Annotated in this window: 25 protein-coding genes; 12 read left to right on the top strand and 13 right to left on the bottom strand. The window is 72.1% G+C overall.

Translation table 11 applies throughout. From position 1 onward, the window contains the following. Positions 1-51: 51 nt before the first annotated feature. Complete coding sequence (locus IDM40_RS19335) at positions 52-621, bottom strand: NADPH-dependent FMN reductase (protein ID WP_193123429.1); 570 nt, start codon at positions 619-621, stop codon at positions 52-54. 155 nt (positions 622-776) lie between these two features. Between IDM40_RS19335 and IDM40_RS19340 the strand changes: the two genes are divergently transcribed. Then, a complete protein-coding gene (locus IDM40_RS19340) occupies positions 777-1514 on the top strand; it encodes a class I SAM-dependent DNA methyltransferase (protein WP_193123430.1) in 738 nt (245 codons plus the stop codon). Between the two features lie 58 nt (positions 1515-1572). Here the strand turns inward: IDM40_RS19340 and IDM40_RS19345 are convergent, their stop codons facing one another. After that, complete coding sequence (locus tag IDM40_RS19345) at positions 1573-2406, bottom strand: alpha/beta fold hydrolase (RefSeq protein WP_193123431.1); 834 nt, start codon at positions 2404-2406, stop codon at positions 1573-1575. A 272-nt stretch (positions 2407-2678) separates the two neighbouring features. On the opposite strand from IDM40_RS19345, the gene IDM40_RS19350 reads away from it, so the two are divergent. From IDM40_RS19350 to IDM40_RS19370, 5 genes are all read left to right on the top strand, one after another. Then, positions 2679-4883, top strand: coding sequence for a VWA domain-containing protein (locus tag IDM40_RS19350; RefSeq protein WP_193123432.1), 2205 nt, complete (start codon positions 2679-2681; stop codon positions 4881-4883). A 156-nt stretch (positions 4884-5039) separates the two neighbouring features. After that, entirely contained in the window at positions 5040-6242 is a 1203-nt protein-coding gene (locus tag IDM40_RS19355) for an anhydro-N-acetylmuramic acid kinase (RefSeq protein ID WP_193123433.1), read from the top strand. Positions 6243-6280: 38 nt separating this feature from the next. Beyond that, positions 6281-7786, top strand: coding sequence for a sodium:solute symporter (locus tag IDM40_RS19360; protein WP_193123434.1), 1506 nt, complete (start codon positions 6281-6283; stop codon positions 7784-7786). 155 nt (positions 7787-7941) lie between these two features. Next, entirely contained in the window at positions 7942-8592 is a 651-nt protein-coding gene (locus IDM40_RS19365; RefSeq protein ID WP_235997762.1) for a CHRD domain-containing protein, read from the top strand. A gap of 10 nt (positions 8593-8602) precedes the next feature. Then, the gene (locus tag IDM40_RS19370) at positions 8603-9211 is read left to right on the top strand and encodes a class F sortase (protein WP_193123435.1); all 609 of its coding nucleotides are present in this window, start codon (positions 8603-8605) and stop codon (positions 9209-9211) included. A 50-nt stretch (positions 9212-9261) separates the two neighbouring features. On the opposite strand, the gene IDM40_RS19375 is transcribed toward IDM40_RS19370, so the two are convergent. Then, entirely contained in the window at positions 9262-9921 is a 660-nt protein-coding gene (locus IDM40_RS19375; RefSeq protein WP_193123436.1) for a zf-HC2 domain-containing protein, read from the bottom strand. Next, positions 9918-10493 (bottom strand): sigma-70 family RNA polymerase sigma factor, encoded by a 576-nt coding sequence (locus tag IDM40_RS19380; RefSeq protein ID WP_193123437.1) that lies wholly within the window; start codon positions 10491-10493, stop codon positions 9918-9920. The genes IDM40_RS19375 and IDM40_RS19380 overlap by 4 nt, the downstream gene beginning before the upstream one ends. 193 nt (positions 10494-10686) lie before the next feature. On the opposite strand from IDM40_RS19380, the gene IDM40_RS19385 reads away from it, so the two are divergent. After that, positions 10687-11484, top strand: a complete 798-nt coding sequence (locus IDM40_RS19385; RefSeq protein ID WP_193123438.1) for a sulfite exporter TauE/SafE family protein — start codon at positions 10687-10689, stop codon at positions 11482-11484. Between the two features lie 18 nt (positions 11485-11502). Here IDM40_RS19385 and IDM40_RS19390 read toward each other — a convergent pair whose 3' ends face one another. Both IDM40_RS19390 and IDM40_RS19395 read right to left on the bottom strand, forming a co-directional pair. Further along, complete coding sequence (locus tag IDM40_RS19390) at positions 11503-12240, bottom strand: SDR family NAD(P)-dependent oxidoreductase (RefSeq protein WP_193123439.1); 738 nt, start codon at positions 12238-12240, stop codon at positions 11503-11505. A 172-nt stretch (positions 12241-12412) separates the two neighbouring features. After that, a complete protein-coding gene (locus IDM40_RS19395; protein WP_193123440.1) occupies positions 12413-13246 on the bottom strand; it encodes a MetQ/NlpA family ABC transporter substrate-binding protein in 834 nt (277 codons plus the stop codon). A 571-nt stretch (positions 13247-13817) separates the two neighbouring features. On the opposite strand from IDM40_RS19395, the gene IDM40_RS19400 reads away from it, so the two are divergent. Both IDM40_RS19400 and IDM40_RS19405 read left to right on the top strand, forming a co-directional pair. Next, on the top strand, positions 13818-14039 hold the full coding sequence (locus tag IDM40_RS19400) for a hypothetical protein (protein ID WP_193123441.1): 222 nt from the start codon (positions 13818-13820) through the stop codon (positions 14037-14039). A gap of 153 nt (positions 14040-14192) precedes the next feature. Further along, positions 14193-15308 (top strand): FAD-dependent monooxygenase, encoded by a 1116-nt coding sequence (locus tag IDM40_RS19405; protein WP_193123442.1) that lies wholly within the window; start codon positions 14193-14195, stop codon positions 15306-15308. 112 nt (positions 15309-15420) lie between these two features. Here IDM40_RS19405 and IDM40_RS19410 read toward each other — a convergent pair whose 3' ends face one another. From IDM40_RS19410 to IDM40_RS19440, 7 genes are all read right to left on the bottom strand, one after another. Beyond that, complete coding sequence (locus IDM40_RS19410) at positions 15421-15945, bottom strand: cupin domain-containing protein (protein ID WP_193123443.1); 525 nt, start codon at positions 15943-15945, stop codon at positions 15421-15423. 130 nt (positions 15946-16075) lie between these two features. After that, the gene (locus IDM40_RS19415; protein WP_193123444.1) at positions 16076-16981 is read right to left on the bottom strand and encodes a VOC family protein; all 906 of its coding nucleotides are present in this window, start codon (positions 16979-16981) and stop codon (positions 16076-16078) included. Beyond that, positions 16978-18651, bottom strand: a complete 1674-nt coding sequence (locus IDM40_RS19420; protein WP_193123445.1) for a thiamine pyrophosphate-binding protein — start codon at positions 18649-18651, stop codon at positions 16978-16980. Before IDM40_RS19420 ends, IDM40_RS19415 begins: the two co-directional genes overlap by 4 nt. A 157-nt stretch (positions 18652-18808) precedes the next feature. Continuing rightward, entirely contained in the window at positions 18809-19681 is an 873-nt protein-coding gene (locus tag IDM40_RS19425) for an ABC transporter permease (protein WP_193123446.1), read from the bottom strand. Positions 19682-19687: 6 nt separating this feature from the next. Continuing rightward, positions 19688-20542, bottom strand: a complete 855-nt coding sequence (locus IDM40_RS19430) for an ABC transporter ATP-binding protein (RefSeq protein ID WP_193123447.1) — start codon at positions 20540-20542, stop codon at positions 19688-19690. A 124-nt stretch (positions 20543-20666) separates the two neighbouring features. Continuing rightward, positions 20667-21689, bottom strand: coding sequence for an ABC transporter substrate-binding protein (locus IDM40_RS19435; RefSeq protein WP_193123448.1), 1023 nt, complete (start codon positions 21687-21689; stop codon positions 20667-20669). A gap of 120 nt (positions 21690-21809) precedes the next feature. Beyond that, positions 21810-22859, bottom strand: coding sequence for an ABC transporter substrate-binding protein (locus IDM40_RS19440; RefSeq protein ID WP_193123449.1), 1050 nt, complete (start codon positions 22857-22859; stop codon positions 21810-21812). A gap of 222 nt (positions 22860-23081) precedes the next feature. Between IDM40_RS19440 and IDM40_RS19445 the strand changes: the two genes are divergently transcribed. From IDM40_RS19445 to solA, 3 genes are all read left to right on the top strand, one after another. Continuing rightward, positions 23082-23648: a MarR family winged helix-turn-helix transcriptional regulator gene (locus tag IDM40_RS19445; RefSeq protein WP_193123450.1), complete on the top strand. Its 567-nt coding sequence runs from the start codon at positions 23082-23084 to the stop codon at positions 23646-23648. A 108-nt stretch (positions 23649-23756) separates the two neighbouring features. Next, positions 23757-24215, top strand: coding sequence for a hypothetical protein (locus tag IDM40_RS19450; RefSeq protein ID WP_193123451.1), 459 nt, complete (start codon positions 23757-23759; stop codon positions 24213-24215). Between the two features lie 159 nt (positions 24216-24374). Beyond that, entirely contained in the window at positions 24375-25541 is a 1167-nt protein-coding gene (gene solA, locus IDM40_RS19455; RefSeq protein ID WP_193123452.1) for an N-methyl-L-tryptophan oxidase, read from the top strand. Positions 25542-25673: the final 132 nt, after the last annotated feature.

Consider the following 25673-nt stretch of genomic DNA (forward strand, 5'->3'; position numbering starts at 1 on the left):
ATCCTGTATGCACATACAATTCGGTGGTCAGGGCCGGGCCCGTGAGTCCGCTCACAGCACGCTCTGCGTGCGCTTGCTCGCGGCGTACCCCAGCGCCTCCTCCAGCTCCCCGACGGCCAACCGCACCCGGTCGACCACCGCCGGATCCGTGTACCGCCCGTCGCCGTCGGTGCGCGCACCCGCGCGCGAGACCACGACGCAGTCCACCAGGACCGCGCCCAGCAACGTCAGCGTAGGCATGAGCGGGGCGTGCGCGCGCATCCCGCCGGCCTGGCCGGGCGAGGCGCTGACCAGCAGGGTGGGACGACCGACGAGCCCGCCCGAGCCCACGAGCCAATCCAGCGCGTTCTTGGTGGCACCGGCCGGGCCGTGCGCGTACTCGGGGGTCGCGATGACGACGCCGTCGGCCTCCTCGGCCAGCGCACGGAACTCCCGTACCGCCTCGGGCCAGGCCTCCTCGTCGTTCTCCACGTCGGGGTTGAACAACGGCAGGCGACCCGCGAGGTCGGACCCGACCACCCGGAACCCGCCCGAGAGCCCGTCGACCAGGTCGAGCAGCGCGGCGTTGTAGGAACCCCGGCGCAGGCTCCCGCAGATCCCCAGCACCGTGCGTCCGGCCATGTGCCTCTCCCCCGGTCCGGCTTCGGCGTTCCGACGATCCTCGCACCCCGCGGCGGCCGCCGCCACCTGGTCCGGCGCCGGTGCCGGGGCCAGGAACCGGCGCCCGGCCGGAAAACCCCATGACACCCGCGCACGGGCCTGTCTAGGGTTCACGGATGAGCGCCAAGGAGAACCACTTCGCCGGTGAGTCCGCCCGGCGCTACGACACGAGCCACGCCGGGATGTTCACGCCGGAGGAGGTCGACCCGGTCGTCGGCCTCCTCACGGAACTGGCCGGCGAAGGCCGCGCCCTCGAGCTCGGCGTCGGCACGGGCCGCATCGCCCTGCCGCTGTCGGCGGCCGGGGTCCCGGTGCACGGAATCGACCTGTCCGAGGACATGGTCGCCGAGCTGCGCACCAAACCCGGGGCCGAGCAGATCGGCGCGACGGTGGGCGACTTCGCCACCACCCGCGTGGAGGGCGCCTACTCGGTCGCCTTCCTCGTCTTCAACACCATCAACAACCTGACGACCCAGGACGAACAGGTCGCCTGTTTCCGCAACGCGGCCGAGCACCTGGAGCCCGGGGGCCGCTTCGTCGTCGAGGTCGGGGTCCCGCCGGTGCGCCGGCTCGGCGAGCTCGACGACACCGTCCTGTTCTCGACCGGACCCACCCACTGGGGTTACGACGTGCTCGACACCGCGACCCAGTCGATGGTCTCGCACCACATCACCGTGGAGGGCGAGCACGGCCGGTACCGGGCGATCCCCTTCCGGTACGTGTGGCCCTCGGAGCTCGACCTCATGGCACAGCTCGCGGGTCTGGCCCTGGAGCACCGGTGGGCCGACTGGCACCGTGCGCCGTTCACCTCCCGCAGCACCGCGCACGTGTCGGTGTGGCGCAAGCCCGCCTGACACGGGTCGGCCGCCGGGCCCTGGCGGGTCCGGCGGCCGGAGCGGTGCCACGGCCGGGTCAGCCGGCGACGAAGTCCAGCAGGGCGTCGTTGACCTCCTGCTCGTGGGTCCACAGCAGCGCGTGGGGAGCACCCTCGATCTCGACGTACCGCGCCTCCGGCAGGGCCCGAGCGAAACGGCGCCCGGTCGCGTCGACCGGCAGGATCCGGTCCTCGGTACCGTGCACGATGAGCGCAGGGACGTCGATGCGTGGCAGGTCCTGGCGGAAGTCGGTCAGCCACGTGGGCTGCGCGGCCACGGACGCGTGCGGCGAGGCGCCGAACGCCACGGCCATGTGCGCGTCGAAGGCCTGCTTGCTCACCCGGTTGCCGAGGAAGGTGTCGGCGTTGAAGAAGTCGCCGAGGAAGTCCTCGAAGAAGGCGTAGCGGTCCCGGGTGACACCCTCGCGGAGCTCGTCGAAGACGCCCTGCGGGACCCCCTCGGGGTTGTCGTCGGTCTGCAGCAGGAACGGCTGCAGAGCCCCGAGGAACGCGGCCCTGGCCACCCGTGCCGATCCGTACCGGCTCAGGTACCGGGTCACCTCGCCGCTGCCCATGGAGAACCCGGCCAGCACGGCGTCGCGCAGGTCGAGCTCGGTCATCACGCGGTCGAGGTCCGCGGCGAAGGTGTCGTAGTCGTAGCCGACCGTGGGCTTGTCGGAGCGCCCGAAGCCGCGCCGGTCGTAGGTGATGACGCGGTACCCGGCGTCGAGGAGCGCGGCGGTCTGCCGCTCCCACGACGTGCCGTCCAGCGGGTACCCGTGCACGAGGACGACGGGGCGTCCGCTGCCGTGGTCCTCGTAGTACAGGCGGATCGGTGCGCTGTTCTCGGTTCCGACCTCGATGTGTCCCATGACTCCCCCTGTCGTCGTGGGTTCAGGGCCTTCACGGGCTGTCCTTCCTGCCCTGGGCCGTCCTAAGCATGCGGGCGGGGTGCAAGATCCCACCACCGAGGGGCGCACGGCGGCCGGTGCCCTTTTGCCCCAGGGTCAGACATTCCAGCCATTGGCGACGATCGACCGATAACCCCTGCGCGTGCGTGGATCCGGGACACACGGCTCAGTTGTAACTACCTTGTGCAATTAATCGTAACTCTCAGTTATGCAACATGAGGGAGTCGCCCGCCATGCACCGACCTGTCAGGCCACCCGGACGAACACGGACACGACACCTCACAGCGCTCACCACGTTCTCCGCGGCGGGGGCGCTTGCCCTGCTCCTCCCGTTGTTCGGTCCCGGCGCGGCCGCCGCGACCGATGCCGTGATCCCCGAACCGGACGAGGACGAGGCGGTCATCAACGTCAAGGTCGGCGGGGATCGCGACAGCCGGTCCACGAGCGCCCCCTTGGAGGGTGTGCGGCTGCAGCTCCTGGACTCGGAGGGCGAGCCCATCGCGGAGCCCTGGGTCTTCTGCACCTCGGACGACGAGGGTGACTGCTCGTTCGTCGTCCCGGTCGGTGACGGCGGGGTGGAACCGGGCACGTCGTTCGTGGTCTCCCAGCCCGAGGACGGGGCGCCGGACGGCTGGTTCACCAACCCGGCTCTGCGTGTGGGGCCCGGCTCGGGGACCGGTTCGATCCGGCTCCCCTACCGGTTCGCGACCTCGGAGGTGTACCCCGGGCAGACCTACACCTCGACCCAGGACTTCATGCGCAACACCAGCCAAGTGGGCGCGGCCTCCGAGGGTGTGTGGCAGAACTCCCGGAACAACCCGCAGCTGCCGCGGCGCTGCGGTTTGGACCTGGCCGTGGTGCTCGACCTGTCCGGGTCGGTCGGTGGCAGCCTGCCGGCGCTCAAACGGGCCGCGGACTCCTTCACCGACGCGCTGGTCGGCACCCCGTCGAACATGGCGCTCTTCTCTTTCTCGAACAACTCGCCCGCGAGCGGGGCCGACGTCAACTACCCGGAACTGCACCCCGTCTCCACGCAGGAAACGGCCGACGAGTTCAAGGCCCGCTACGCCCCGTGGCGCTCCAACGGGGCCACCAACTGGGACCGCGGCCTGGCCGCCACGGCCGAGGGCGACGCGGCCCAGCACTACGACGGCGTCATCTTCATCACCGACGGCAACCCCACCCTGTACCGCGCTTCCAGCGGGTACGGCAACGGCAGCAACACACGCGCCATCGAGGTCGAGAACGGCATCTTCTCCGCCAACTCCGTCAAGGCGCACGACACACGCGTCCTGGCGCTCGGTGTGGGCGCGGGCGTGGGTGACAGCATCACCGCGCTGAACCTGGCCTCGGTCTCGGGGCCGACACCGTACGACGGCACCAACATCCACGAGGCCGACTACCTGCAGTTGGAGAACTACGACGAGGCCGCCCAGGCCCTCCGGCAACTGGCCCAGGACAACTGCAACGGGTCCCTCTCCGTGGTCAAGCAGATCGTCCCGGAGGAGAACGACCAGGACGACATCACCGGGGCCGTGCCGGCCGGACCGGGCTGGACCTTCGACGCCGACACGACCACCCCGGGTGTGATCGGGCTCCCGGACGAGGCCACCACCGTGGACGACACCGGCAGCGTGAACTTCTCCTACGACAGCCCCGACTCCGACGAGATCCACCTGCAGGTGGAGGAGCAGCAGCAGGACGGCCACCGCCTGGTGACCCCGGAGGGCGCCCATGCCGAGTGCTCCGACCTGAACACGGGCGAGCAGTACCCGGTCACCAACACCGGCGATCCGGACGGCACCTCCCCGGGCTTCGAGGTGGACGCCCCTGCGACGGCCGCGGTGACCTGCAACGTCTACAACCAGCTGCATTCCGACACGGACGCGCGGCTCACGCTCGAGAAGGAGGTCGACAACACCGGGGGCGGCGACGCCGACCGCACGGACTGGATCCTCCTGGCGGAGGGACCGACCCGGGGGATCGAAGGCCGCCACGGCGAGGACACCGTCACCGACGTCCCGGTGGAACCGGGCACCTACGACCTCTCCGAGTTCGACGGGCCCGACCGGTACACCGCCTCGGACTGGACGTGCACGCACGACGGGGACCCCGTTCCCGTGGAGGACGACGCGGTCGAGATCAACGAGGGCGACGATCTCACCTGCCAGGTCACCAACACCTACGACGGACCGACCCCGACACCCACACCGACACCGACGCCTTCGCCCACCCCGAGCCCGACACCGAGCCCCACGGAGACGCCGACGCCTCCGGAGCCGACGGACCGGCCCACCGGGGAGCCGACCGACGACACGGGCCTGGCAGCGACCGGCGCGAACCCCTGGTTCCTGGGTTTCACGGCGCTGGGCCTCGCCCTGATCGGTGCAGCTCTGATGGTGGCGACCAAGATGCGGAGGAACAACGGCGGCCTCTGACGGGCCCTCGAGAGTTCGACCGGTGGCCGCACGGTCACCGGTCGAGTTGTGTCCGGGGCCCGGTGGAACTCCCCCGGCACGGCGCTCTCGGGGGGTTGCGCGCGCCCGCCGCGCGGTATGACGCTGGGGGACGTTCCGGAGGATGGAGGGTGCTTCGTGCGAGTCCTGGGTCTGTCCTCCGGCACCTCCGCGGACGGCATCGACGTCGCCGCCGCGGACCTCACCCTCGACGGGGACCTCGTCCGGCTCCGGCCCCTGGGCCACCGCACCGTCCCCTATTCGGCGCCCCTTCACGAGGAGCTGCGTTCCGCTCTTCCGCCCGGCACCACGACCATGGAGACGGTGTGCCGGCTGGACACCGGCATCGGGCAGGCGTTCGCCGCGGCCGCGCGCGAGGCCGTTGCCGACCTGGCCGGCGGGCACGCGGACCTCGTCGCCTCCCACGGTCAGACCCTCTTCCACTGGGCCGACGGGGCCTCCGTGCACGGAACCCTGCAACTGGGCCAGCCCGCGTGGACCGCCGAGGCCACCGGGCTCCCCGTCGTCTCCGACCTGCGCACCGCCGACGTGGCCGCCGGAGGACAAGGGGCCCCGCTGGCCGCGCTGCTCGACACCCTGCTGCTGAACGGGCGGGGCGTACCCGCGGCCGCGCTCAACATCGGCGGCATCGCCAACGCCACGGTCGTGCCCACCTCCGGGGAACCGGCGGCGTTCGACACCGGCCCCGGCAACGCGCTCATGGACGCCGCCGTGCGCCGCGCCACCGGGGGCCGTTCCGGCTTCGACCTCGACGGGCGTCTGGCAGCCGAGGGCCGTGTCGACGCCGCGCTCCTCGACCGCCTGCTCGCCGACCCGTACTACCGGCTCGCCCCGCCCAAGTCCACGGGGCTGGAACTGTTCGGCCCGGCGTACCTGGAGGAGGCCCTGCACGAGCACGGGCCCGTGGAGACCCCGGACCTCCTGGCCACGCTCGTGGAACTCACCGCACGCACCGTCGCCGACGCGCTGGCGTCCCGCGCGGTCGCCGAGGTCCACGTGTCCGGCGGCGGGGCCCGGAACCCGGTGCTGACCCGGCGCCTGGCCGAGCTCCTGCGGCCCGCACGCCTGTCCCCCGCCGAGGACCTGGGCCTGGACGGGGACGCCAAGGAGGCCTACCTCTTCGCGCTGCTGGGCTTCTTCACCTGGCACGGTCTGCCCGGGGCCCTGCCGTCCTGCACCGGGGCCCGCCGGGCCACCCCGGCCGGGCGCCTCACCCCCGGTTCCGGTCCACTGCGCCTTCCCGAGCCGGCCGCCACCGTGCCCCGCCGCCTCGAGGTCACCGACCCCGCCCAGGAGCCGGCCCCTGCCCCGGACGGCTGAGCCCCCATCCCCCCACACGGCCAACGGAGGTCAACCGCGTGCACACCATCGACCTGGCGGTCATCGTCGTCTACCTGCTGGCCTCGGCCTGGCTCGGACTGTGGCTGTCGGGAAAACAGCGCACGGTCCGCGACTACTTCATCGGGAACCGGCAACTGCCCTGGTGGGCGGTGTGCCTGTCGGTGGTGGCGACCGAGACCAGCGCGCTCACGGTGATCAGCACACCCGGGATCGCGTTCCTGGACAACGTCACGTTCCTGCAGGTCGCGGTCGGATACTTCATCGGGCGGCTGGCCGTGGCGTTCGTGCTGCTGCCCCGGTACTACCGCGGTGAGATGACCACCGCCTACGCCTACCTGGGCGTGCGGTTCGGGCGCGGGATGCAGGGCACCACGGCGGTGACGTTCCTGTTCACCCGGCTGCTCGCCGACGGTGTGCGGCTGTTCGCGGCGGCGATCCCGATGAAGATCGTGCTGGACTCCTTCGGCATGGAGCTGTCCTACTTCACGATCGTGGCGCTGCTCGGTGTGGCGACGATCCTGTACACGCTCGTCGGCGGCATCAGGGCCGTGGTGTGGGTCGACGTGCTGCAGATGGGCGTGTACATGGTCGGCGGGATCGTGGCGCTGGCCGTGATCGTGCAGAGCCTGGACGTGAACTTCCTGGCCGTGGCGCACGACGCCGGCAAGACCCAGTTCCTGGACTTCGCGTCGAGCCCGATCTCGGCTCCCTACGCCACCGTGACGGCGCTGGTGGGCGGTGCGCTGCTGTCCACGGCCTCCCACGGCGCGGACCAGATCATCGTGCAGCGCCTGCTCGGGTGCAAGAGCCTTCGCGATGCCCAGATGGCCGTGGTCGTCAGCGGGGTCGTGGTCTTCTTCCAGTTCGCGCTGTTCCTGACCGTGGGGCTGGCGCTGTACTCCTACTACGAGCAGCGGACCGTCGACCAGCTGGGGCTGGCCAACTCCGACGAGCTGTTCCCGACCTTCATCGTCGAGGGCATGCCGGTCGGTGTGGCCGGACTGATGCTCGCCGGGATCATGGCGGCGGCGATGAGCACCCTGTCGTCGTCGCTGTCGGCCCTGTCGTCCTCGACCATGTCCGACCTGTACCAGCGCTTCACGCGGCGGCCACTCGAGGAGGAGCGCGCGCTGAAGCTGAGCCGGCTGTTCACGCTCGGGTGGGGGCTGGTCTTCATCGGCGCGGCGGCGATGTTCACCGGGACCGAGAACCCGGTGGTCGAGCTCGGACTGTCGGTGGCGAGCCTGACCTACGGCGGGCTGCTGGGCGCGTTCTTCCTGGGGATGTGGGTGCACCGTGCCCGCCAGGTGGACGCCGCGATCGCCTTCGGGGTCGCGATCGTGACGATGTCGGCGCTGTTCCTGTTCGCCCCGGAGTTGGTCGGGTTCACGTGGTACACGGCGATCGGCGTGGCCATCACCGTCGGCCTGGGGTACCTGCTCTCGCTGCGCCACCGGGACCCCGACCCGCGCGCCGGAACCGCGGCGCTGCCTCCGCGCCCCGACACCGAGGAGCGCGCCTGACCCGCAGCGGGACCGCCGCGTGCCGGCACCCGTCATGCGGCGGTCCGCTGCCTTGACCGAGCCTTTGACATCCGCGGGTGAACGCCGCACCGATCTCCGTCGTATCCACGGTCAGCGTGACCCGTAACACACGAGCGACGACGGAGGAGACAGCCATGAGGGCGACGACACGGCGGTCGAGCACGGCCCTGGCGGCGACGGCGGCCGCGGGGGCGCTGGTGGTGGCGCAGGGCGTACCCGCGCACGCGGACGAGGAGGTCTCCGAGCCGCACGAGTTCACCAGCATGTACACGGTCGAGGCCGATCCCGACATGGTGGTCGACGACGAGGACCAGCCCGTCCCCGGGGAGGAGGGCGCCTGGGGCACCTTCGACTTCCGCATCAACAGCGATGAAGAGGTCATCTGTTACGACATCGAGTTCGAGGGTGTCACACCGCCCTACGAGAGCCCGGCGCGCACGGCCACGCACATCCACGAGGCCTCCGCCGATGCGTTCGGCCCGCCGCGGCTGGCCTTCCCCGACCCCGAGGACGACGGTGACGGTGTGCTGCGCAGCTCCGGCTGCATGCAGGGCCCGTTCACGACCGGGGTCGAGGACGACGAGGGCAACGACACGGGCGAGGGCTTCACCCTGGCCCAGATCGAGGAGGACCCGGAGAGCTTCTACGCCGACACCCACACGGCCGACTTCCCCGACGGCGCGATCCGCGGCCAGCTCTGGGAGGTGCCGATGGGCGGCATGGAGACCGGTGGCGGCGGTGCCGCCGACCTGTTCCCGAGCTTCCTGCCCGGTGCGAGCCGGTAGGAAAGGTGCGGTGTCCCTGACCGCGGCGCCCCTGATCTGGGTCGCCGCGGCGGGGTGCGCCGCCGCTCCCCCGACCGATGGCCCCCCGCCCACCGAGACCTCACGTGCCCCGGACGCCCCCGCCGACGAAGAACCGTCCCAGCCCCAGGCCCTGCCCGAGGAACCCGCGGACGGTGACCCCGCCCAGGTGCGGGTCCCCGGCATCGACGTGTCGTCGGAGCTGTTGCACCTCGGTGTGGAGGAAGACGGCAGCGCGGTGGTGCCCGAGGACCACGATCTGGCCTCCTGGTACGACCGCAGCGGGCGTCCCGGCCAGACACGGCCCACCGTGGTGCTGGGCCACGTCGACTCGGCCGACGGCCCCGCGGTCTTCCACCGGCTGCAGGAGTTGGAGGAGGGCGACACCGTGGAGATCGACGATGCCGCAGGGGACACGGCGTCCTACTCCGTCACCGGGGTGCACACGTTCCCGAAGGACGCCTTCCCGACCTTCGAGGTCTTCGGGGCCACGGGGGAGGACGTGCTGCGCCTGGTGACGTGCACCGGCGACTTCGACCCCGACGAGCGTTCCTACACCGACAACCTGGTGGTCTTCGCCGAGCGCTCCACCGGCGGATGACCCGGCCCCCGGCCCCGCCCGGCGCTCGTACCGGGCGGGGCCGACCGGGCTCAGAAGGAGGAGGTGACGACCGGATCGCCCGACTCGTCGGTGATCTCGAAGCCGGCCGCGTCCTCGCGCAGCAGGGAGCTGTTGAGGTTGCAGACCATGGGGTTCTCGCCGACACCGATGAACTCGCCTGCGGGGTGGGCGCCGCCCGACTCGTCGAACAGGGTGGCCCGGTAGGTCTCCCCGGCCCCGAAACCCTCACCCGTCAGGCGGATCTCCACGCCCCACGTGTGCGGAACGAGCAGCGCCTCGGCGTCGACGCGGTCGTCGTGCACGGTGGCGGCGACGTGTTCCTGCGGTTCGGGGTCGGGGGCGAAGGCGGCGTACCCTCCGGCGACACCGGCGCCCACACCCACCAGGAGGGCGGCCGCGCACGCCGCCACCAGCATGCGCGTGCCGTTGCGGCGTGCGGGGCGTTCGGCGCGGATCGTGCTCAGGACCCGGTCGCCCAGGTCGGGGGGCGGTGCCGGCTGCGCCGTGACACGCTCGGGGTCGGCGAGGGCGAGGGCGGAGGCGGCAGGGGCGATGAAGTCGAGTTCGCGGCGGCACTCGTCACAGCCGTCCAGGTGCGCGGTCGCGGAGGCCCGCTCGGCGTCGTCGAGCAGGTCGAGCGCGTAGGCGCCCAAGAGGTCGCGGGCCTCGCGGTGTGGATCCCTGCTCATTCTCGCACCCCCATCTCATCCATGACCACGCGCAGAGCCTTGAGCCCGTAGAAGAGCCGGCTGCGCAGCGTGCCGACCGGGATGTTCTGCTCTGCGGCGACCTCCGCGTAGGGACGCCCCCGCAGATAGGTCTCCACCAGGGCCACCCGGTGTTCCTGGCCGATGCGTTGCAGTGCCTCCTCGACGAGCCAGGATCGCATGACCTGTTCGTCGACCCCGCCGCGGGCGAGGTTGGTCCGGGACCGGTCGTTCTCCTCCGGCGGCACGGGTACGGGACGCCTCCCGGCCCGCCGGAGTTCGTCGAGAAGGACGTTGCGGGCGATGGCGAAGAGCCACACCCGCAGGCTGGCCAGTTCCGGGTCGAACCGGTCGCCGGCCCGCCAGGCGCGCAGGAAGGTCTCCTGGACGGCGTCCTGGGCGGCGATCTCGTCGCCGAGTTGCCGGAGCGCGAAGCGGTAGAGCTCGGGGCCGTGCGCCTGGTAGGCGGTTCTGACCCCCTGTTCGCTGCGCAGGTCGACCTCCGGGGCCGCAGTCCCTTCGCTCTTGCGGCGCCGCCTCAACAGTCGGCCCATCCGTCCCCCGTCCCTCATCGGCCAGACGTCCCGGTCGTTCAGTGAGGTGTGAATACTCCCCGAGGCGCGCCCGCGTTCACCGTTCCGGCCCCGGGTTCCCACCCTGCCCGAAGCCGCGGCACGGCGGGGAGCGTATCCGCCGATCGGGATCCCGGTGTCGGTGCCGGTGGGGACGCTGTCCTAACGTGGACCGGTGCTCGACTCGGTCCTCCTCCTGCTCGTGTTCGGTGTCCTCACCGGACTGACCACCGTGCTGTTCGGGTTCGGCGGCGGCTTCGTGACCGTCCCCGTGGTCTACGGCGTGGTGTCGGCCGCGTCCGGCCCGGGCGCCGACCCGATGCACGTGGCGGTGGCGACGTCGACGGCGGTGATGATCGTCAACGCGGCCGGCGCGACCACGGCGCAGCTGCGCACGGGGAGGCTGCGCCGGGAGTACGTGTGGCCGCTGATGGGGTACATCGCCGTCGGCGCGGCGGTCGGCTCGGTGGGCGCGCTGCTCCTGGGCGAACGCGCACAGCACGTGCTCTTCAGCGTGTACTTGGTGTGGACGATCCTCGACAGCGTCCTGCGGCGCGGGTTCCTGTCCCGCGACGAGGACCGCGAGCCCCGGCTGCTCGGGCGCGGCACGGTGACCGCGGGCGGGGTCGGGATCGGCGGGGTCGCCTCGTCCCTGGGCGTGGGCGGCAGCGTGCTCACGGTCCCGCTGCTGCGGCGCCGGGGCCTGCCCATGGCGGACGCCGCGGCGATGGCCAACCCGCTGACCCTGCCGGTGGCGGTCGTGGCCACGGGCGTGTACGCGCTGGCGGGCGGCCCCGACGCCGGCGGACACCTGGGGTACGTGGACCTGGTCGCCGGGGCCGCCCTGCTGGCCGGGTCGCTGCCGACGATCGCGCTCGCGCGGCGGATCGTGGGCCGGATGCCGGACCGGGTGCACGCGTGGGCCTACGTGGGCCTGCTCGTGGCGGCCCTCGTGGGCATCAACGCCGTCTGACCCGGCCCGGCCCGCACGTCAGCGCCCCAGGAGGGCTCCCCCGTTGACGTCCACGACCTGCCCGGTGATCCACGAGGCCTCCGGCGACGCCAGGTGCGCCACGGCCGAGGCGATGTCGGCGGGCACCCCCGCACGGCCGACGAGGGTCTGGCCCACGAGGGTGTCGTGCCGCGTCGAGCGCCCCTGTTCGTTGAAGAACTCCGTGTCCTGGACGTACCCGGGCGACACCACGTTGGCGGTGATGCCGTCGGCCCCGCCCCGGGCGGACAGCCCGTGCGACCAGCCCACCAGGCCGGCCTTGGCGGCACCGTAGGCGCCCGCGCCCCGGTTGGCGGCGATGGAGCCGATGCTGACGACCCGCCCGCCGGGACGCCGCAGGCGGGGCCAGAGCGCCTCGGTGAGCATCATCGCCGAGAGCAGGTTGGCGTCGAGGGTGCGCCGGAACGCGTCGAAGGCGGCCTCGAGGCCGTCTCCGGCGGGTGGGACCGTCCCGCCGGCGTTGTTGACGAGGACGTCGACGGTCGTGTCGGCCAGTTCGCCGGCCAGGCGCAGGACGTCCTCGTCACGGGTGAGGTCGGCGGTGTGGACCCGCACTCGGCCCGCAGGGTGCCCGGCGGCGACCCGTTCCAGGACCTCGGTGCGACGGCCCACCACGTGGACCTGCTCGCCGGCGACGGCGAAGTGTTCTGCGACGGCGCGTCCGATGCCGGTCCCGCCTCCGGTGACGACGACGGTGCGTACTGTGTCCGAGCTCAAGGGGGCTCCCGGTCGTGGGGATGGAGGTGTCGCGCTCGGATCTACCACGCGGTCGCGGCCCCGGGCGAGGGGTTTTCCACGGCAAGCCCTCGGCGATGCCGGGCCCCGGGCACAGGTCCGCCCCGTCGCGGGGGCTGACGGGGCGGCCTGCGGGGGACGGGGGCGTGGTGGGTCAGCTGCCCTCGGCGGGGATGATGCTGCCCTCGTACTCGTCCTCGATGAACTCCAGGGTCTCGTCGGCCAGGAGCAGTTCGCCGAGGGTGGCGATGCGCGGGTCGTCAGCGTTCTCGGTGCGGGCGGCGAGGACGTTGACGTAGTCGTTGCCCTCGACCTCCTCCAGGAGGACGGAGTCCTCCTCGAAGTCGAGCCCGGCCTCCTGCGTGTAGTTGTTGTTGACGATCGCCGCGTCGACGTCGCCGAGCGAGCGCGGCAGCTGGGGCGCCTCGACCTCGTGGAAGTCCAGGTCCTTGGGGTTGTCCTCGATGTCGCCGAGCGAGAAGTTCGACTCCTCGACCCCGTCGGCCAGCGTGATCAGGCCGCTCTCCTCCAGCAGCAGGACCGCGCGGAACTCGTTGGTGGGGTCGTTCGGAAGCGCGATCTCCGCGCCGTCCTCGAGGTCGTCCACCGAGTCGACCTGCTCGGAGTAGAGCCCCAGCGGCGGCAGGTAGGCCTGCTGCACGGCGGTCAGGTCGGTGTCGTTGCCCTCGTTGAACTCCAGCAGGAACGGCTCGTGCTGGTAGAGGTTGGCGTCGAGCTGCCCCTCGGCGAGCGCGGTGTTGGGCGCGACGTAGTCGGAGAACTCCTCGATCTCCAGCGACAGCCCGGCGTCCTCGGCGAGGTTCTCGTCGATGAACTCCAGGATCTCCCCGGCCGGGACGGCGGTCGCACCGACGACCAGCGTATCCTCGGTACCCGCGGCGTCCGCGTCGTTCTCGGACGGCGCACCGCAGGCGGCCACCGCCAGGACGGCCACTGCGGCGGGGGCGAGGACTGCGGAGCGGTGCATCGGAGAGGATCCTTTTCGTGAACGGGATGGAAGAGGCCTGAGGGCGGTTCGTGCCCAGTTCGGCCGGTATTTCCGATTTACCCGACCATAATGGCAGGGTATGGCGCCGCGCCACCCCGGGTGAGCAACCGCACACGGACACCCCTCCCGGACGGACGCCTCCAACGCCGCACACCCTCCGACACCACCCGGCACGCACACATCGGGCATAACGGGAGAAGTGCCGATTTTCCCCCTCGGGGCCAGCACTCCTCCGAGACTTCGGAAGATTTTTCGGCGGAGATTCTCCGTTCCCACCCCACGGCACCCCGCGATGGGGCAGGATGAACATCGAAGGCGGAACACAGGTCCCGGCCATTCTCCGCGCCCCCTGTCGGAGACGGCCCCTCCCCCGGCGCCGGGACCTTCCCCCCTTCGTTCCCCCTCTGCCCCCGGTGCCCCGTGCACCGGGGGCGCTCCTCTTCCACGGGCACCCCGAACGCCCCGATCGCCCCTTACGCGGGCCTTACCGGGTCCGGGCAGACACTGCACGGGTCCGCCCGGACACATCACGAGAACGAACGGGGCGCAGATGATCAGCGAAGCGATCGATTGGATCAAGGGGCTCCTCGGGGGCGAGGCGGGGCAGCTCGTCCAGGACGTCGCCGAGTCCTACGGCCAGGAGGCCGCCGAAGGCGTGCAGGACTCCAGCCAGGCCTTCCAGGACGGCGTCGAGACCGCCACCGACGTGGCCGAGGACCCGGGTGGCGCGGCCGTCGACGCCGCACGGGACCAGCTCCTCGGCGACAACTGACCGGGGCCCTCAGCCGGGGCGGCGGGAATCCCTCCGGGCCCGCCGCCGGCACCCCCTCCCCTCCCCTGTCCAGGAAACCCACGGACCCTTGCCGCCCCTTATATCTTGCACCTAAGATTCTCTTGACCAAGAATTCAAGAGAAAGGTCCCCCCATGGCCGACATCGCCGTCTGCGGCGCGGGTATCGGAGGCCTGTGCGCAGCCATCGCACTACGGGCGTCAGGACACGAGGTGACCGTCTTCGAGCAGGCACGCGGGTTCGGCCGTGTCGGTGCGGACATCAACCTCACCCCCAACGCCGTCCGGGCCCTCGACGGACTGGGCGTGGGAGAAGCGCTGCGCGAGACCGCCGCGCGCCCCGTGGCCCGCATCAGCCGTACGTACGACACCGGTGAGGAGACGTCCCGGCTACCGATGGCCGAGACGGCCGAGGAACAGTACGGCGCGCCCCAGCTGACCATGCACCGCGCCGACCTCATGGCCGCCCTCGAACAGGCCCTGCCCTCCGAGGTCCTGCGCCTCGGGCACCGCCTCACCGGCGCCGACCAGGACGAGACCGGCGTGACCTGCACCTTCGCCGACGGTTCCACCCACCGTGCGGACCTGCTCATCGGCGCCGACGGCATCCACTCGGCCGTGCGCACCGCGCTGCTCGGCCCGGAACACCCGACCTTCACGGGGGTGGTCGCCTTCCGCTCGGTGGTCCCGGTGGATCGCCTCGCCGGCACCCGCGACCTGGACTCCTTCACCAAGTGGTGGGGCCCCGACGCGAACACCCAGATCGTCACCTTCCCCCTCAACCGCGGCCGCGACCTGTTCGTCTTCGCGACGATCCCCCAGGAGGGCTGGCACGAGGAGTCCTGGACCACCCCGGGCACGGTCGAGGAACTGCGCGCCTCCTACGCGGGCTTCCACCCCGACGCCCGCGCGCTCCTCGAGGCCTGCGACGAGGTCCTCAAGTCGGCCCTGTACGTGCGCGACCCGCTGCCGGAGTGGAGCGCGGGCCGTGTCACCCTGCTCGGCGACGCCTGCCACCCGATGATGCCGTTCATGGCCCAGGGCGCCGGCCAGGCCGTGGAGGACGCCGTCGTGCTGTCCCGCGCGCTGCAGGCGGCCCCGTCCGTGCAGGAGTCCTTCACCGCCTACGAGAAGGCCCGCCGGGAGCGCACCGCGCGCATCCAGATCAGCTCGCGCGACAACGCCTGGCTCAAGGACTCCGGTACCGGCGACTGGGTCTACGGCTACGACGCGTGGTCGGTTCCGGTCTGACACCGCCGGGGCGGTTCGCGCCCGGGCCCCCGGTCCCCGCGTAACCGCCCCCGCACGCACGAGCGGGCCCGCCCCCGGGAAAGGGAGCGGGCCCGCCGCACGTGTGCTCCGCTCAGTCGCGGGTGACGCCGTGCATCTCGGAGGTCTCGGGATAGGTCGGCAGCTGCGGCTTCTGCGTCCCGATGATCACGCAGATGCGCGCGTCCTCGTCGCTGACCGTCTTCAGGCTGCGCGGCACACCGGCGGGCACACGCAGCAGGTCGTAGCTGCCGAGCACCCGGCTGGCCTTCTTGTTGCCGTCCTCGGCGTCGTGCACGGAGAACTCGACCTCGCCCTCGAGGACGAAGAAGACCTCCTCGACGTCGTGGTGGGTGTGCTCGGGGCCCACGCAGCCCGAGGGCAGCACCATGTTGGAGAAGGTGAAGTGGTCGGCGGGCAGGATGTTCTCGTCGCCGTCGTGGTTGCCGGTGGCGCCGGAACCGATGTAGCGCACCTGGGCCCGGCGGAACTGCGCACCGGCCTTGGTCTGGAACGCGAGGGTGTCGAAGTCGACGTTGCGCGAGGCGTTGGTGGCCAGGGCCTCGTCGATGGCCTTCTCGAGCTCGGGGGTGGAGTTCTCCGGAACGGTCTCGGTCATGACGCTCTCCTTGCTCTCGTGGAGGGTTGCAGGGGTGATGCGGGGGCCGGAACCGGGCCCGGGCGGGGCTCCGGCGCCGTGGGGTGGGCTGCGGCGGGCGACCGGTCGGCCCGGACCCGCCGCGCAGGGCTCAGGCCCACCCCGGATCGGGGACACCGCCCATGTGCTCGCGGACGCGGGGCGAGGGCGGGCCGGCGGTGCGGAACAGGTCGGACAGCTCGGGGGTGCGCGGCCACACCCTCGGCATCCAGGTCTCCTCGTCGATCTGCAGGACCTCGGCGGTCATCTCCGGGACGAGCCCGGCCGGGTCGATGTAGTAGGCGAAGGCGTTGTCGCCGGGGCCGTGGCGCCCGGGTCCCCACGCGGTCTCGTGCCCGGCGACCTTGAGGCGGCCGATACTGCGCATCCACGCGTCGAGGCTGCCGACCTCGTAGGCGACGTGGTTGGGTGCGGTCCACTCGGCCTGATTGAAGGCGATGACGTGGTGGTCGCCGATCGCTCTCAGGAACACCATCTGGTGCTCGGACCAGTCGCTCACGCGCAGCCCGAGCACCCGGGTGTACCAGGCGGTGGCGGCGTCGATGTCGGTGGTGTTGAGCACCGAGTGCGCGACCTTGCGTGGCACGGGGCGGTCCTGGGGCAGTTCGGGGACGGCGTGCACGTGGGCACTGATCTCCAGGACCCGGTTCTCCGGGTCGAGGAAGCGCACGGCGTACCCGCCGCCGGGCCGGTCGGTGCGGCCGGGTTCCTCGAGCAGGGTCACACCCTCGGCGCGCAGCCACTCGGCGGCCGCGTCGACCTCGGCGGGGTCCTGCACGGCGAAGGCGATGTGGTGGAGCCCGTTGCGTTCGGCGGCGTGGAGTTCGAGCACGTGGTGTTCGGGACCGGCCGCGCGCAGGTGGGCGGTGGTCTCGGTGCGCTGGACCAGGTCCAGGCCCCACGGGCCGGTGTAGAAGTCGACCGACCCCTCGAGGGCGGTGGTGCGCAGGGCGACGTGGCGCAGTGCTCGGATCGTGGGCGGGTGCGGGGCCGTCATCGGCGCTCCTCCTCGGTTCCGGGGATGCTGACCGGCGGGGTGAAGGGTTTGGGGATGGGGCCGAGGGCGTCGACGTCGACCTCGACGACCGCGGGCCCGCGGGTGGACAGGGCGGAGGCCAGGGCCTCCTCGACGTCGTCGGTGCCCTTGACCGGGAAGTGCGGGATCCCGTACGCGCCGGCGAGCTGCGCGAAGTCGGGGGTGGCCAGATCGACGCCGGAACGCCGCCTGACGTGCACGTCCTGAGTGTTGCGCAGGACCCCGTACCCGCCGTCGTTGAAGAGCAGGAGCACCAGCCAGGGGCGCTCCTGGGCGAGGGTGCCCATCTCGCCGAGGTGGACGGCCAGGCCGCCGTCGCCGACGAGGGCGAGGGCGGGCAGGTCGGGGCGGGCGAGCGCACCTCCGATGCCCATGGCCAGCCCTTGGCCGATGCCGCCCCCGCGGGGGAAGACGTTGATCTCGGGTTCGTCCACGGCCAGGAGCCGGTTGCCCCACATGCTGGACGGGATGGTGACGTCGCGGGCCAGGACGGCGCGGCGCGGCAGGGCCGAGCGCACGGCGTCGCAGATCTCGGCCTGCCATCCGATGTTCTCGCGCATGCCCTGGCGGGAGGTGCGGCGGGCGGAAGCGACCTCGGCGAGCCAGCCCTCGTCGGTGGCGGTGCGTTCGGGCAGCCGCTCGGCCAGGGCGGTGAGCACGGGTGCGGCCTCGCCCTCGACGCCGACGGTGGCGGGGTACACCCGGCCGAGGGCGGCGGGGTCGGCGTCGATCTGCACGTGCTGTCCGGGCAGCTCGAGGGCGTAGTCGCCGGTCTCGTTGCTGCGGAAGTGGGTGCCGATCGAGACGAGCAGGTCGGCGCGGTCCAGGAGGGGACGGACGGCGGGGTTCATGGCGAAGTTGCCGATGCAGGCGCCGTGGCCCTCGGGGACCACACCGCGGCCGGAGTTGCTGGTGAGCACGCCGGCGCGGGTGCGGGTGATCAGATCGAGGACCTCGTCGCGGGCGTCGAGCGCTCCCCCGCCGATCCAGAACAGGGGGCGTTCGGCGGCGGCGATGCGGGCGGCGGCGTCGGCGAGCACGTCGTCGGAGGCGCGCACCGCCGGGGCGGCCGGGGTGATCTCGAGGTCGCCGAACTCGTGCCGGGCGTACTGCAGGTCGATGGGCCACTCGACACTGACCGGCCCGTAGGGGGCGCTGAGGGCCTCGGACGCGGCGGTGGTCAGCACCTTCGCGGCGTCGTCGGGGCCGGTGACGGTGTGCGCGGCCTTGCTGACCGCGGCGAGCATCCCGTACTGGTCCTTGGTCTCGTGGATGAAACCCCGGCCCTGTCCGAGGTAGCGGCTCTCGATCTGCCCGGTCACGTGGAGGACGCGCGAGCCGGTGGAGAGGGCTTCGACGAGGGCACCGGCGGCGTTGCCGGACCCGGTTCCGGTACTGGTCAGGGCGATACCCACGCCGCCCCGGACCCGCCCGTGGGCGTCGGCCGCGTTGACCGCGGCCGCCTCGTGGCGCACCGGGACGAACCGGCGGCGCGCGGCGACGGCGTCGACGAGGGGGAGGTTGTGCACGCTGACCACACCGAAGACGGTGTCGACGCCGAGGGCGTCCATGAGGGCGACGAGAAGGTCGCCACCGTGGGTGTGGCCGAGCACGTCGTTGCTGTCAGACATCAGAGGCGACCACCGATCCGTGTTCCATGCGAGCACGCTAGCATATATCTGAGCGCTAAGACACTTTGTACTGTGAGGTTTTTTGGGAGAGGTTCCGGGGCGGTGCCGCAGGTGCGCCGGGCGGCCGTCCGGCACCGCCCCGGGGAGCCCTCCGGGGTCAGGAGTCCGAGGGCAGGAAGCCGGTGGAGCGCCAGAACACGACGCGGCGCTCCACGATGTCGACCGCCAGGTAGAGCAGGTAGGCGAAGGCGGACAGCAGCACCACGAAGGCGAACAGCCGGTCGAGCGCGAATCCGACGCTGGCCATCTGCACCATCACGCCCAGTCCTTCGCCGCCGCCCAGGAACTCGGCGACGATCGCGCCGATGACCGCGAGCACGGCCGCGCTCTTGAGGCCGGCGAAGACGAACGGGAGCGCGTTCATGAGCTTGAGCTTGTAGAACCGCTGCCAGCGCGAGGCCCGCATGGACTTGAAGAGCTTGTCCTCGTTCTCGTCCACGCTGGCCAGGCCGGCGGCGGTGTCGACCATGACCGGGAAGAACGCGATGACCGCGGCCATGACGACCTTCGGGGTCATGTCGAAGCCGAACCAGGCCACGAACAGCGGCGCCAGCGCGACCTTCGGGGCTGCGTACAGCGCGACCATCATGGGCTGCAGGACACGGCGTCCCAGTGTGGTCTCGGCGATGAGCACGCCCAGGACCACACCGGCGACCGCCGCGATGATCAGGCCGTACAGCACCTGCAGCGCCGAGATGACGAAGTTGTCCCAGACCGGACCGCCCGTGACGAGGTCGAGGGTGACGTCCCAGAGGGCGATCCCGGTGGCGGCGGGGCTGGGCATGACGTACTCGGTGACCCAGCCCAGGGACACGACGGTCTGCCAGACGCCGATGACCAGCGCCAGCGCGGCAGTCATGAGGATCGGGACGGGCACCCGCTCCAGCAGGGGCTTCGGGGTCTCCTTGCGCGGGGGCCGCGGCGGCTCCCCGGTCGTTCCGGCGGGGGTGGGGGTCGTGGTGGCGGCCATGGTGGCTCAGGCCTCCTTGTCGGCCGTGGCGGCGGCCTCGTAGCCGGTGCGCAGCAGGTCGCGGGCATCGCGCACGTGGTCCTGGAAGGTCGCCGAGGTCATGATCTCGGGGTCGCGGGGCTTGGGCAGATCGATGTCGAGTGTTCCGGCGATCCGGCCGGGACGCGCGCTCATCACCACGACCCGGTCGGCGAGGAAGACCGCCTCACTGATCGAGTGGGTGACGAACAGTGCGGTCCGCCCGGTGATGGAGCAGATGCGGGCCAGCTCCACGTTCATGTGCTCTCGGGTGAACTCGTCGAGGGCGCCGAAGGGTTCGTCCAGCAGCAGGACGTCGGGTTCCTGGATGAGCATGCGGCAGATCGCGGCGCGCTGCTGCATGCCGCCGGAGAGCTCGTTGGGCATCTTGTCGGCGAACCCGGTCAGCCCCACGAGCTCGAGGAGTTCGGCTGCGCGGTCGGCGGCCTTGCGCGCGCCGCGGCGGCCCTCGGAGACCTCCACGGGCAGCAGGACGTTCTGCTGCACGGTGCGCCAGGCCAGCAGGACCGCCTGTTGGAACATCATCCCGACCCGTTCGGGGACACCGTCGACCTCCTCCTCCCCGACGCGGATACTGCCGGAGGTGGGCGGCAGCAACCCTCCGACCAGGTTCAACAGGGTGCTCTTGCCGCAGCCGGAGGGGCCCAGCAGGGCCACGAACTCACCGGGTCGCACGTCGAGGGAGACCGGACCGAGCGCGTGCACGGTCTCACCCGCGCGGGTGAAGGTGCGCACCGCGTCCTCGACGGTCACGGCGGCGCCCCGGTTCTCGGAGGGCGCGGGCGGCCCGGGGGCGGTGTGGTCGGTGGTCTGTTTCAGCATGCTCGCCTCTCGGTGGGGATCGGGGTGGGGGCGGTGCGCGGGGTCGGCGGTGTGTGCGGGGTGCGGTGACGGCGCGCGGGGTCGGGGGCGTGCGCGGCGCCGGAGTGACGGCGCGCGGGTCACGTCACTGGGCGGGGTCCTCGTTCCAGGCCTCGACGTGGTCGTTGTGCACGTTCTCGGCGCCGTCGGCCGAGGCGACCAGCCCGAGTTCGGCCAGCTCCTCGGCGTAGTCGGTGAACTCGCCGGTGTCGATGTGCCCGTACTGCCCGTCGGCCGACTCGGGCAGCTCGAACAGTTCGCTGACCCGGCCGTGGATGGCCTCGGCGAACTCGGGGTCCTGGACCTCCTCGGGCGCGTGGGTCCCGCAGAGGTCGACGACGCCGTCCCGGTTCTCCAGGCCCCAGGCGGTGCCGCGGGCCAGGGCGCGGCCGACGCCCTCGACCTGTTCCGGGTTCTGCTGCGCCCACTCGGTGGTGGAGGCGAGGAGGTTGTCGACCACGTCGGGTGCCTCCTCGCTGGTGAAGACGTTGATGTCGAGCTCGCCGGAGCTGATGACCTCCTCGTCGACGTAGGTGGCGGCGAAGGCGTCGACCGAACCGTCGGACAGGGCGGTGGCGGCCGAGGAGCCCTCCCCGACCGCGAGCTGCTGGTAGTCCTCCTCGGCGGTGAGCCCGGCCTCGGTCGCCAGGAGCCACTCGGAGTAGACGACGTCGCCGCCACCCGGGGTGCTGATGCCGACGGTGCTGCCCTCGAGGTCGGACAGGTCGGTGGCCGGGCTCCCCTCGGGGACGACCACGGAGAACGTGCTGCGCTGGTAGAGGCCGTAGAAGGCCTCCAGGTCGGCGCCGGCCCCGCTCGCCTCGAGGTAGGCGTCGGGGGCCGTGGCGGCGAGCTGGGCCTGCCCGGACAGGGTGGCCTGGACGGCGCCGCCGGATCCGTCGGTGGCCTGGAACTCGGCGTCGATGCCCTCGTCCTCGAAGTAGCCGTTCTCCTCGGCGACGTAGAGCGGATACCAGGCCAGGCAGCCGGCGAACGGGAGGGCGAAGGTCACCTGCCCGCCCTCACCCTGCTCACCGCTGGGGGAACCGCTGCAGCCGGTCGCGAGGAGGGCCGCGCAGGCGGCGACGGCGGTGAGTCTCTTCAACATCGGAGGTCCTTCCCTCAGGGGGTGGTTGATTCTCAGTAGTAGGAATATGAGAGCCAAGGCAAAAGGGCGGACGTCCCCCCGGAACGCCCTCCAGGGGCCGCGGGCGCGCCCACGGCAGGGTCAGGAGCCGTCGGTGTTCCAGGCCCCGACGTGGTCGTTGTGCACGTCCTGGGCGCCCTCGGCCGACTCGACCAGCCCGAGTTCGGCGAGCTCCTCGGCGTAGACGGTGAAGGCGTCGGTGTCGATGTGGCCGTACTGGCCGTCGGCCGACTCGGGCAGTTCCAGCAGTCCGCTGACCCGGCCGTGGATGGTCTCGGCGAACGCTCGGTCCTGGACCTCCTCGGGGGCGTGCCGGCCGCAGAGGTCGACCACGCCCTCGGCGTTCTCCATGCCCCACTCGGTGGCGCGGGCCAGGGCACGGCCGACCGAGTCGACGGTGTCCCCGTTCTCGGCGACCCAGGTGTCGTCGGCGACCAGGAGGTTTCCGACCACGTCGGGGGTGTCCTCGCCGGCGACCACGTCCATGTCGAGCTCCCCCTCGCGGATGACCTCCTCGTGGAAGAAGGCGGCCGAGTGGGCGTCGATGGAGCCGTCGCTCAGGGCGGTGGCGGCCGAGGAGCCGTTGCCGACGGCGAGCTGTTCGTAGTCCTCGCCCGCTTCGAGGCCGGCCTGCGAGGCCAGGAGCCATTCGGAGTACACGACGTCGCCGCCGCCGGGGTTGCTGATGCCGACGGTGTGCCCGGCCACGTCGGAGAGCTCCTCGATGCCCGAGCCCTGCGGGGCGATGAGCTGGAAACTGCTGCGCTGGTAGAGGGCGTAGAAGGCCTGGATGTCTGCGCCGGAGGCCGCGGACGACAGGTAGGCGTCGGGGGCGGTCGAGGCCAGTTGAGCCTGGCCGGACAGAACGGCCTGCACAGCGCCGCCGGAGCTGTCGGTGCCCTGGAGCTGGGCGTCGATGCCCTCGTCCTCGAAATAGCCGTTCTCGTCGGCGACGTAGAGCGGATACCAGGACAGGCAGCTGTCGAAGGGCGTCGTGATGGTGACCTCCCCGGCGTCGGGGGCACTGCCCGGGGTGGCGCACCCGGCGGCCGCCAGCGCGGTGGCCGCGGCGACGGCGGCCATGCCCCGGACGCGGGTGGGGTGGCGGGTGGGGGTGGGCTGGGACTGCATGGGGGTTCCTTTCGCTCCGCGGCGCACGGGGGCGGGTGCGCGTGATCCACGGACCGGGGCTCACGCGGGGCGGGGATCAGGTTCGTGCCCGGATATTCACGCCGCTGCGGGGGAATGTGCCAGCTCTGTAAATTTTGGGGATAAGTATCTTAGTACTGGGAGAGATACAGTAATGGGCAGGACGCGGCTCGACAAGGGTCGTCACGTGCCGAAGGGAAACGCATGGACGGTGCACCGGAGCAGGACGGCCGCGACGAGGTCGACGAGATCATCGGCCAGTGGCGGGATCAGCGCCCCGATCTGCCCGCCGGGGTGCTCGGCGTCTTCGGACGGATCGCGCGCCTGAACGCGGCTCAGCGAGAGATCCTGAAGGGGGTGCACGACCGGCACGAACTCGCCCTGGGCTCCTTCGACGCACTGGCGAACCTGCGCCGCTCCGGGCTCCCGCACCGCAAGACCGCGGGTGAGCTGGCGGCCTCGTCACTGCTGACCAGCGGGGGCATCACGTTCCGCCTCGACCGCATGGAGGCGGACGGGCTCGTGCGGCGTGTGCGCTCGGAGGAGGACCGCCGGGTCGTGCACGCCGAGCTCACCCCACTCGGCCTGGAACGCATCGACCGGGCCTTCACCGATCACCTGCTGACGGAGGAGGAGATGCTCGCCGGGCTCACCCCCGAGGAGGTCGACCTGCTCGCGGCGCTGCTGCGCAAGCTCGGCCGGTCGCTGGCCGAACACCGCGCGGCGCCGCCGGCCGCGGGCGTCCCGGCGGCGCGCACGTCCCCCGCGTAGGGTCCCGGGCTCCGGGCTCCCCGCCGCCCCGGCAGGTCGCACCGACACCCCTGGTTGCGCTCAGTAGCATCACAGGTGCCCAGAGCAAGGAACCAGGGGAGTGACCACATGAAGCCGCCCGTCGAACCGCACCACATGCCCGCCCGGATCGCCACCGGGGCCTTCATCCTCAGCTCGGGACTGGACAAGCGCGGGGCCGACGAGGAGACCGCGCAGGGGCTGCACGGGATGGCCGCCGGCGCGTACCCGTTCCTGAACAAGATCGAGCCTCTGCCCTTCGCCAAGCTCGTGTCGGCGTCGGAGATCGCCCTGGGGACCGCGCTCCTGCTGCCGATCGTGCCCACGAAGGTCGCCGCCGCCGGGCTGACCGCGTTCGGCGCCGCGTTCCTGGGCCTCTACCTGCGCACCCCGGGGATGCGGCGCCCCAACAGCCTCCGCCCCACCGACGAGGGGCTGGCGATCGCCAAGGACGTGTGGATGTTCGGCGCGGGCCTGTCCCTGCTGCTCGACCCGGGGCGCGAGCGCGGTGAGGCGCGTCCGTGCTCCTGGCGCGGTTCGAAGCGCTGACCCCGTGGGGGCCGAACGGTCCCCGCACACACGCGCCGGGCACGGTCCCACGACGAGGGCGTCCGGCGTCCCCCTGTCTCCTCCGGCGGGCCGTCCCTGCGACGATGGGGCGGCCCGCCGCGCTGCGCGGGACGCGCACACTCGGGGAAGGGGACGGTCGTGGCGGAGACGGTGCACACCGACACGGTGGTGGTCGGGCTCGGGGCCATGGGGTCCCAGGCGTTGTGGCAGCTCGCGCGGCGGGGTGTCCCGGCCGTCGGGGTGGAACAGTTCGCGCCCGGCCACGACCGGGGGTCCAGCCACGGGGAGTCGCGCATCATCCGCACCGCCTACGTGGAGGGCGCGGAGTACGTGCCGTTCGTACGTGCGGCCTGGGAACACTGGGCCGACCTGGAACGGGCCTCGGGGCAGGACCTGTTGCTGCGCACCGGAACGCTCATGGCGGGCGCCCCCGGGTCGGGCGCCGTCACCGGTGCGCTCACCGCGGCCGCACACCACGGGTTGGCACACGAGCACCTCTCCCCCGAGCAGGCGCGCGCACGCTTTCCCCATCACCGCTTCGCGGCGGGTGAGGAGGCGGTCGTCGAGGAGGAGGGCGGGGTCCTGCTCCCTGAGGCCGCCATCGGGACCGCGGTGCGGCTCGCGCGTGAGGCAGGGGCGCGGGTGCTGACCGAGGCGCCGGTGACTCGGGTCGTGCCCGACGCCGAGCGGCCGTCGGTGTGGGTGGGCGGTACCGAGATCCGGGCCCGGAGGGTCGTGGTGACCGCGGGCTCGTGGCTGCCGCGGGCCCTGCCGGGCCTTCCCGACCTCGGCATCAGGGTGGAACGCCGGGTGTTGGGCTGGTTCCCGGTCACCGGTGACCCCGCAGCGCACTCCGGTGGACCGGTCTTCGCCCGCGACGAGGCCGACGGGACGCTCTGGTACGGGTTCCCGAGCCTGGACGGGCGGACCGTGAAGATCGGCGTGCACGCGGAGGCCCCGGGTTCCCGGTTCGCGGGGGCCCAGTGGGGTGAACCCGTGGACCCCGACGAGGGCCCGCGCGCGCCCGACGCCGAGGACGCGGCCCGCCTGGGCCGGTTGGCGGAGCGGTTGGCCGGTGTCGGGACGGAGCCCGAGCGCATGGCGGCGTGCATGTACACGATGACGCCGGACGAGCACTTCCTCATCGGGCACCGGCGCGAGCTGCCGGGCCTGGTGCTGGCGGGCGGGTTCTCCGGCCACGGGTTCAAGTTCGCCTCGGCGGTGGGTGCGGCCCTGGCGGACCTGGCCCAGCACGGCCGCACCGACCTGCCGATCGCGATGTTCGACCCGCACCGCTGGGACTGACCGCGGAACACACGGTGCCGAGGCCCGGAACGGTGGTGCCTCCGGGCACAGCACGCACGGCCGGAGCGGGCACGGGCGCGCCGGGGCGTCCCCGGCGCGCTTCGCGCGCCCGGCAGAGCGCTCCTCCGCCTC

Source organism: Nocardiopsis coralli, assembly GCF_014892575.1.
In the GTDB taxonomy this organism is placed as follows: domain Bacteria; phylum Actinomycetota; class Actinomycetes; order Streptosporangiales; family Streptosporangiaceae; genus Nocardiopsis; species Nocardiopsis coralli.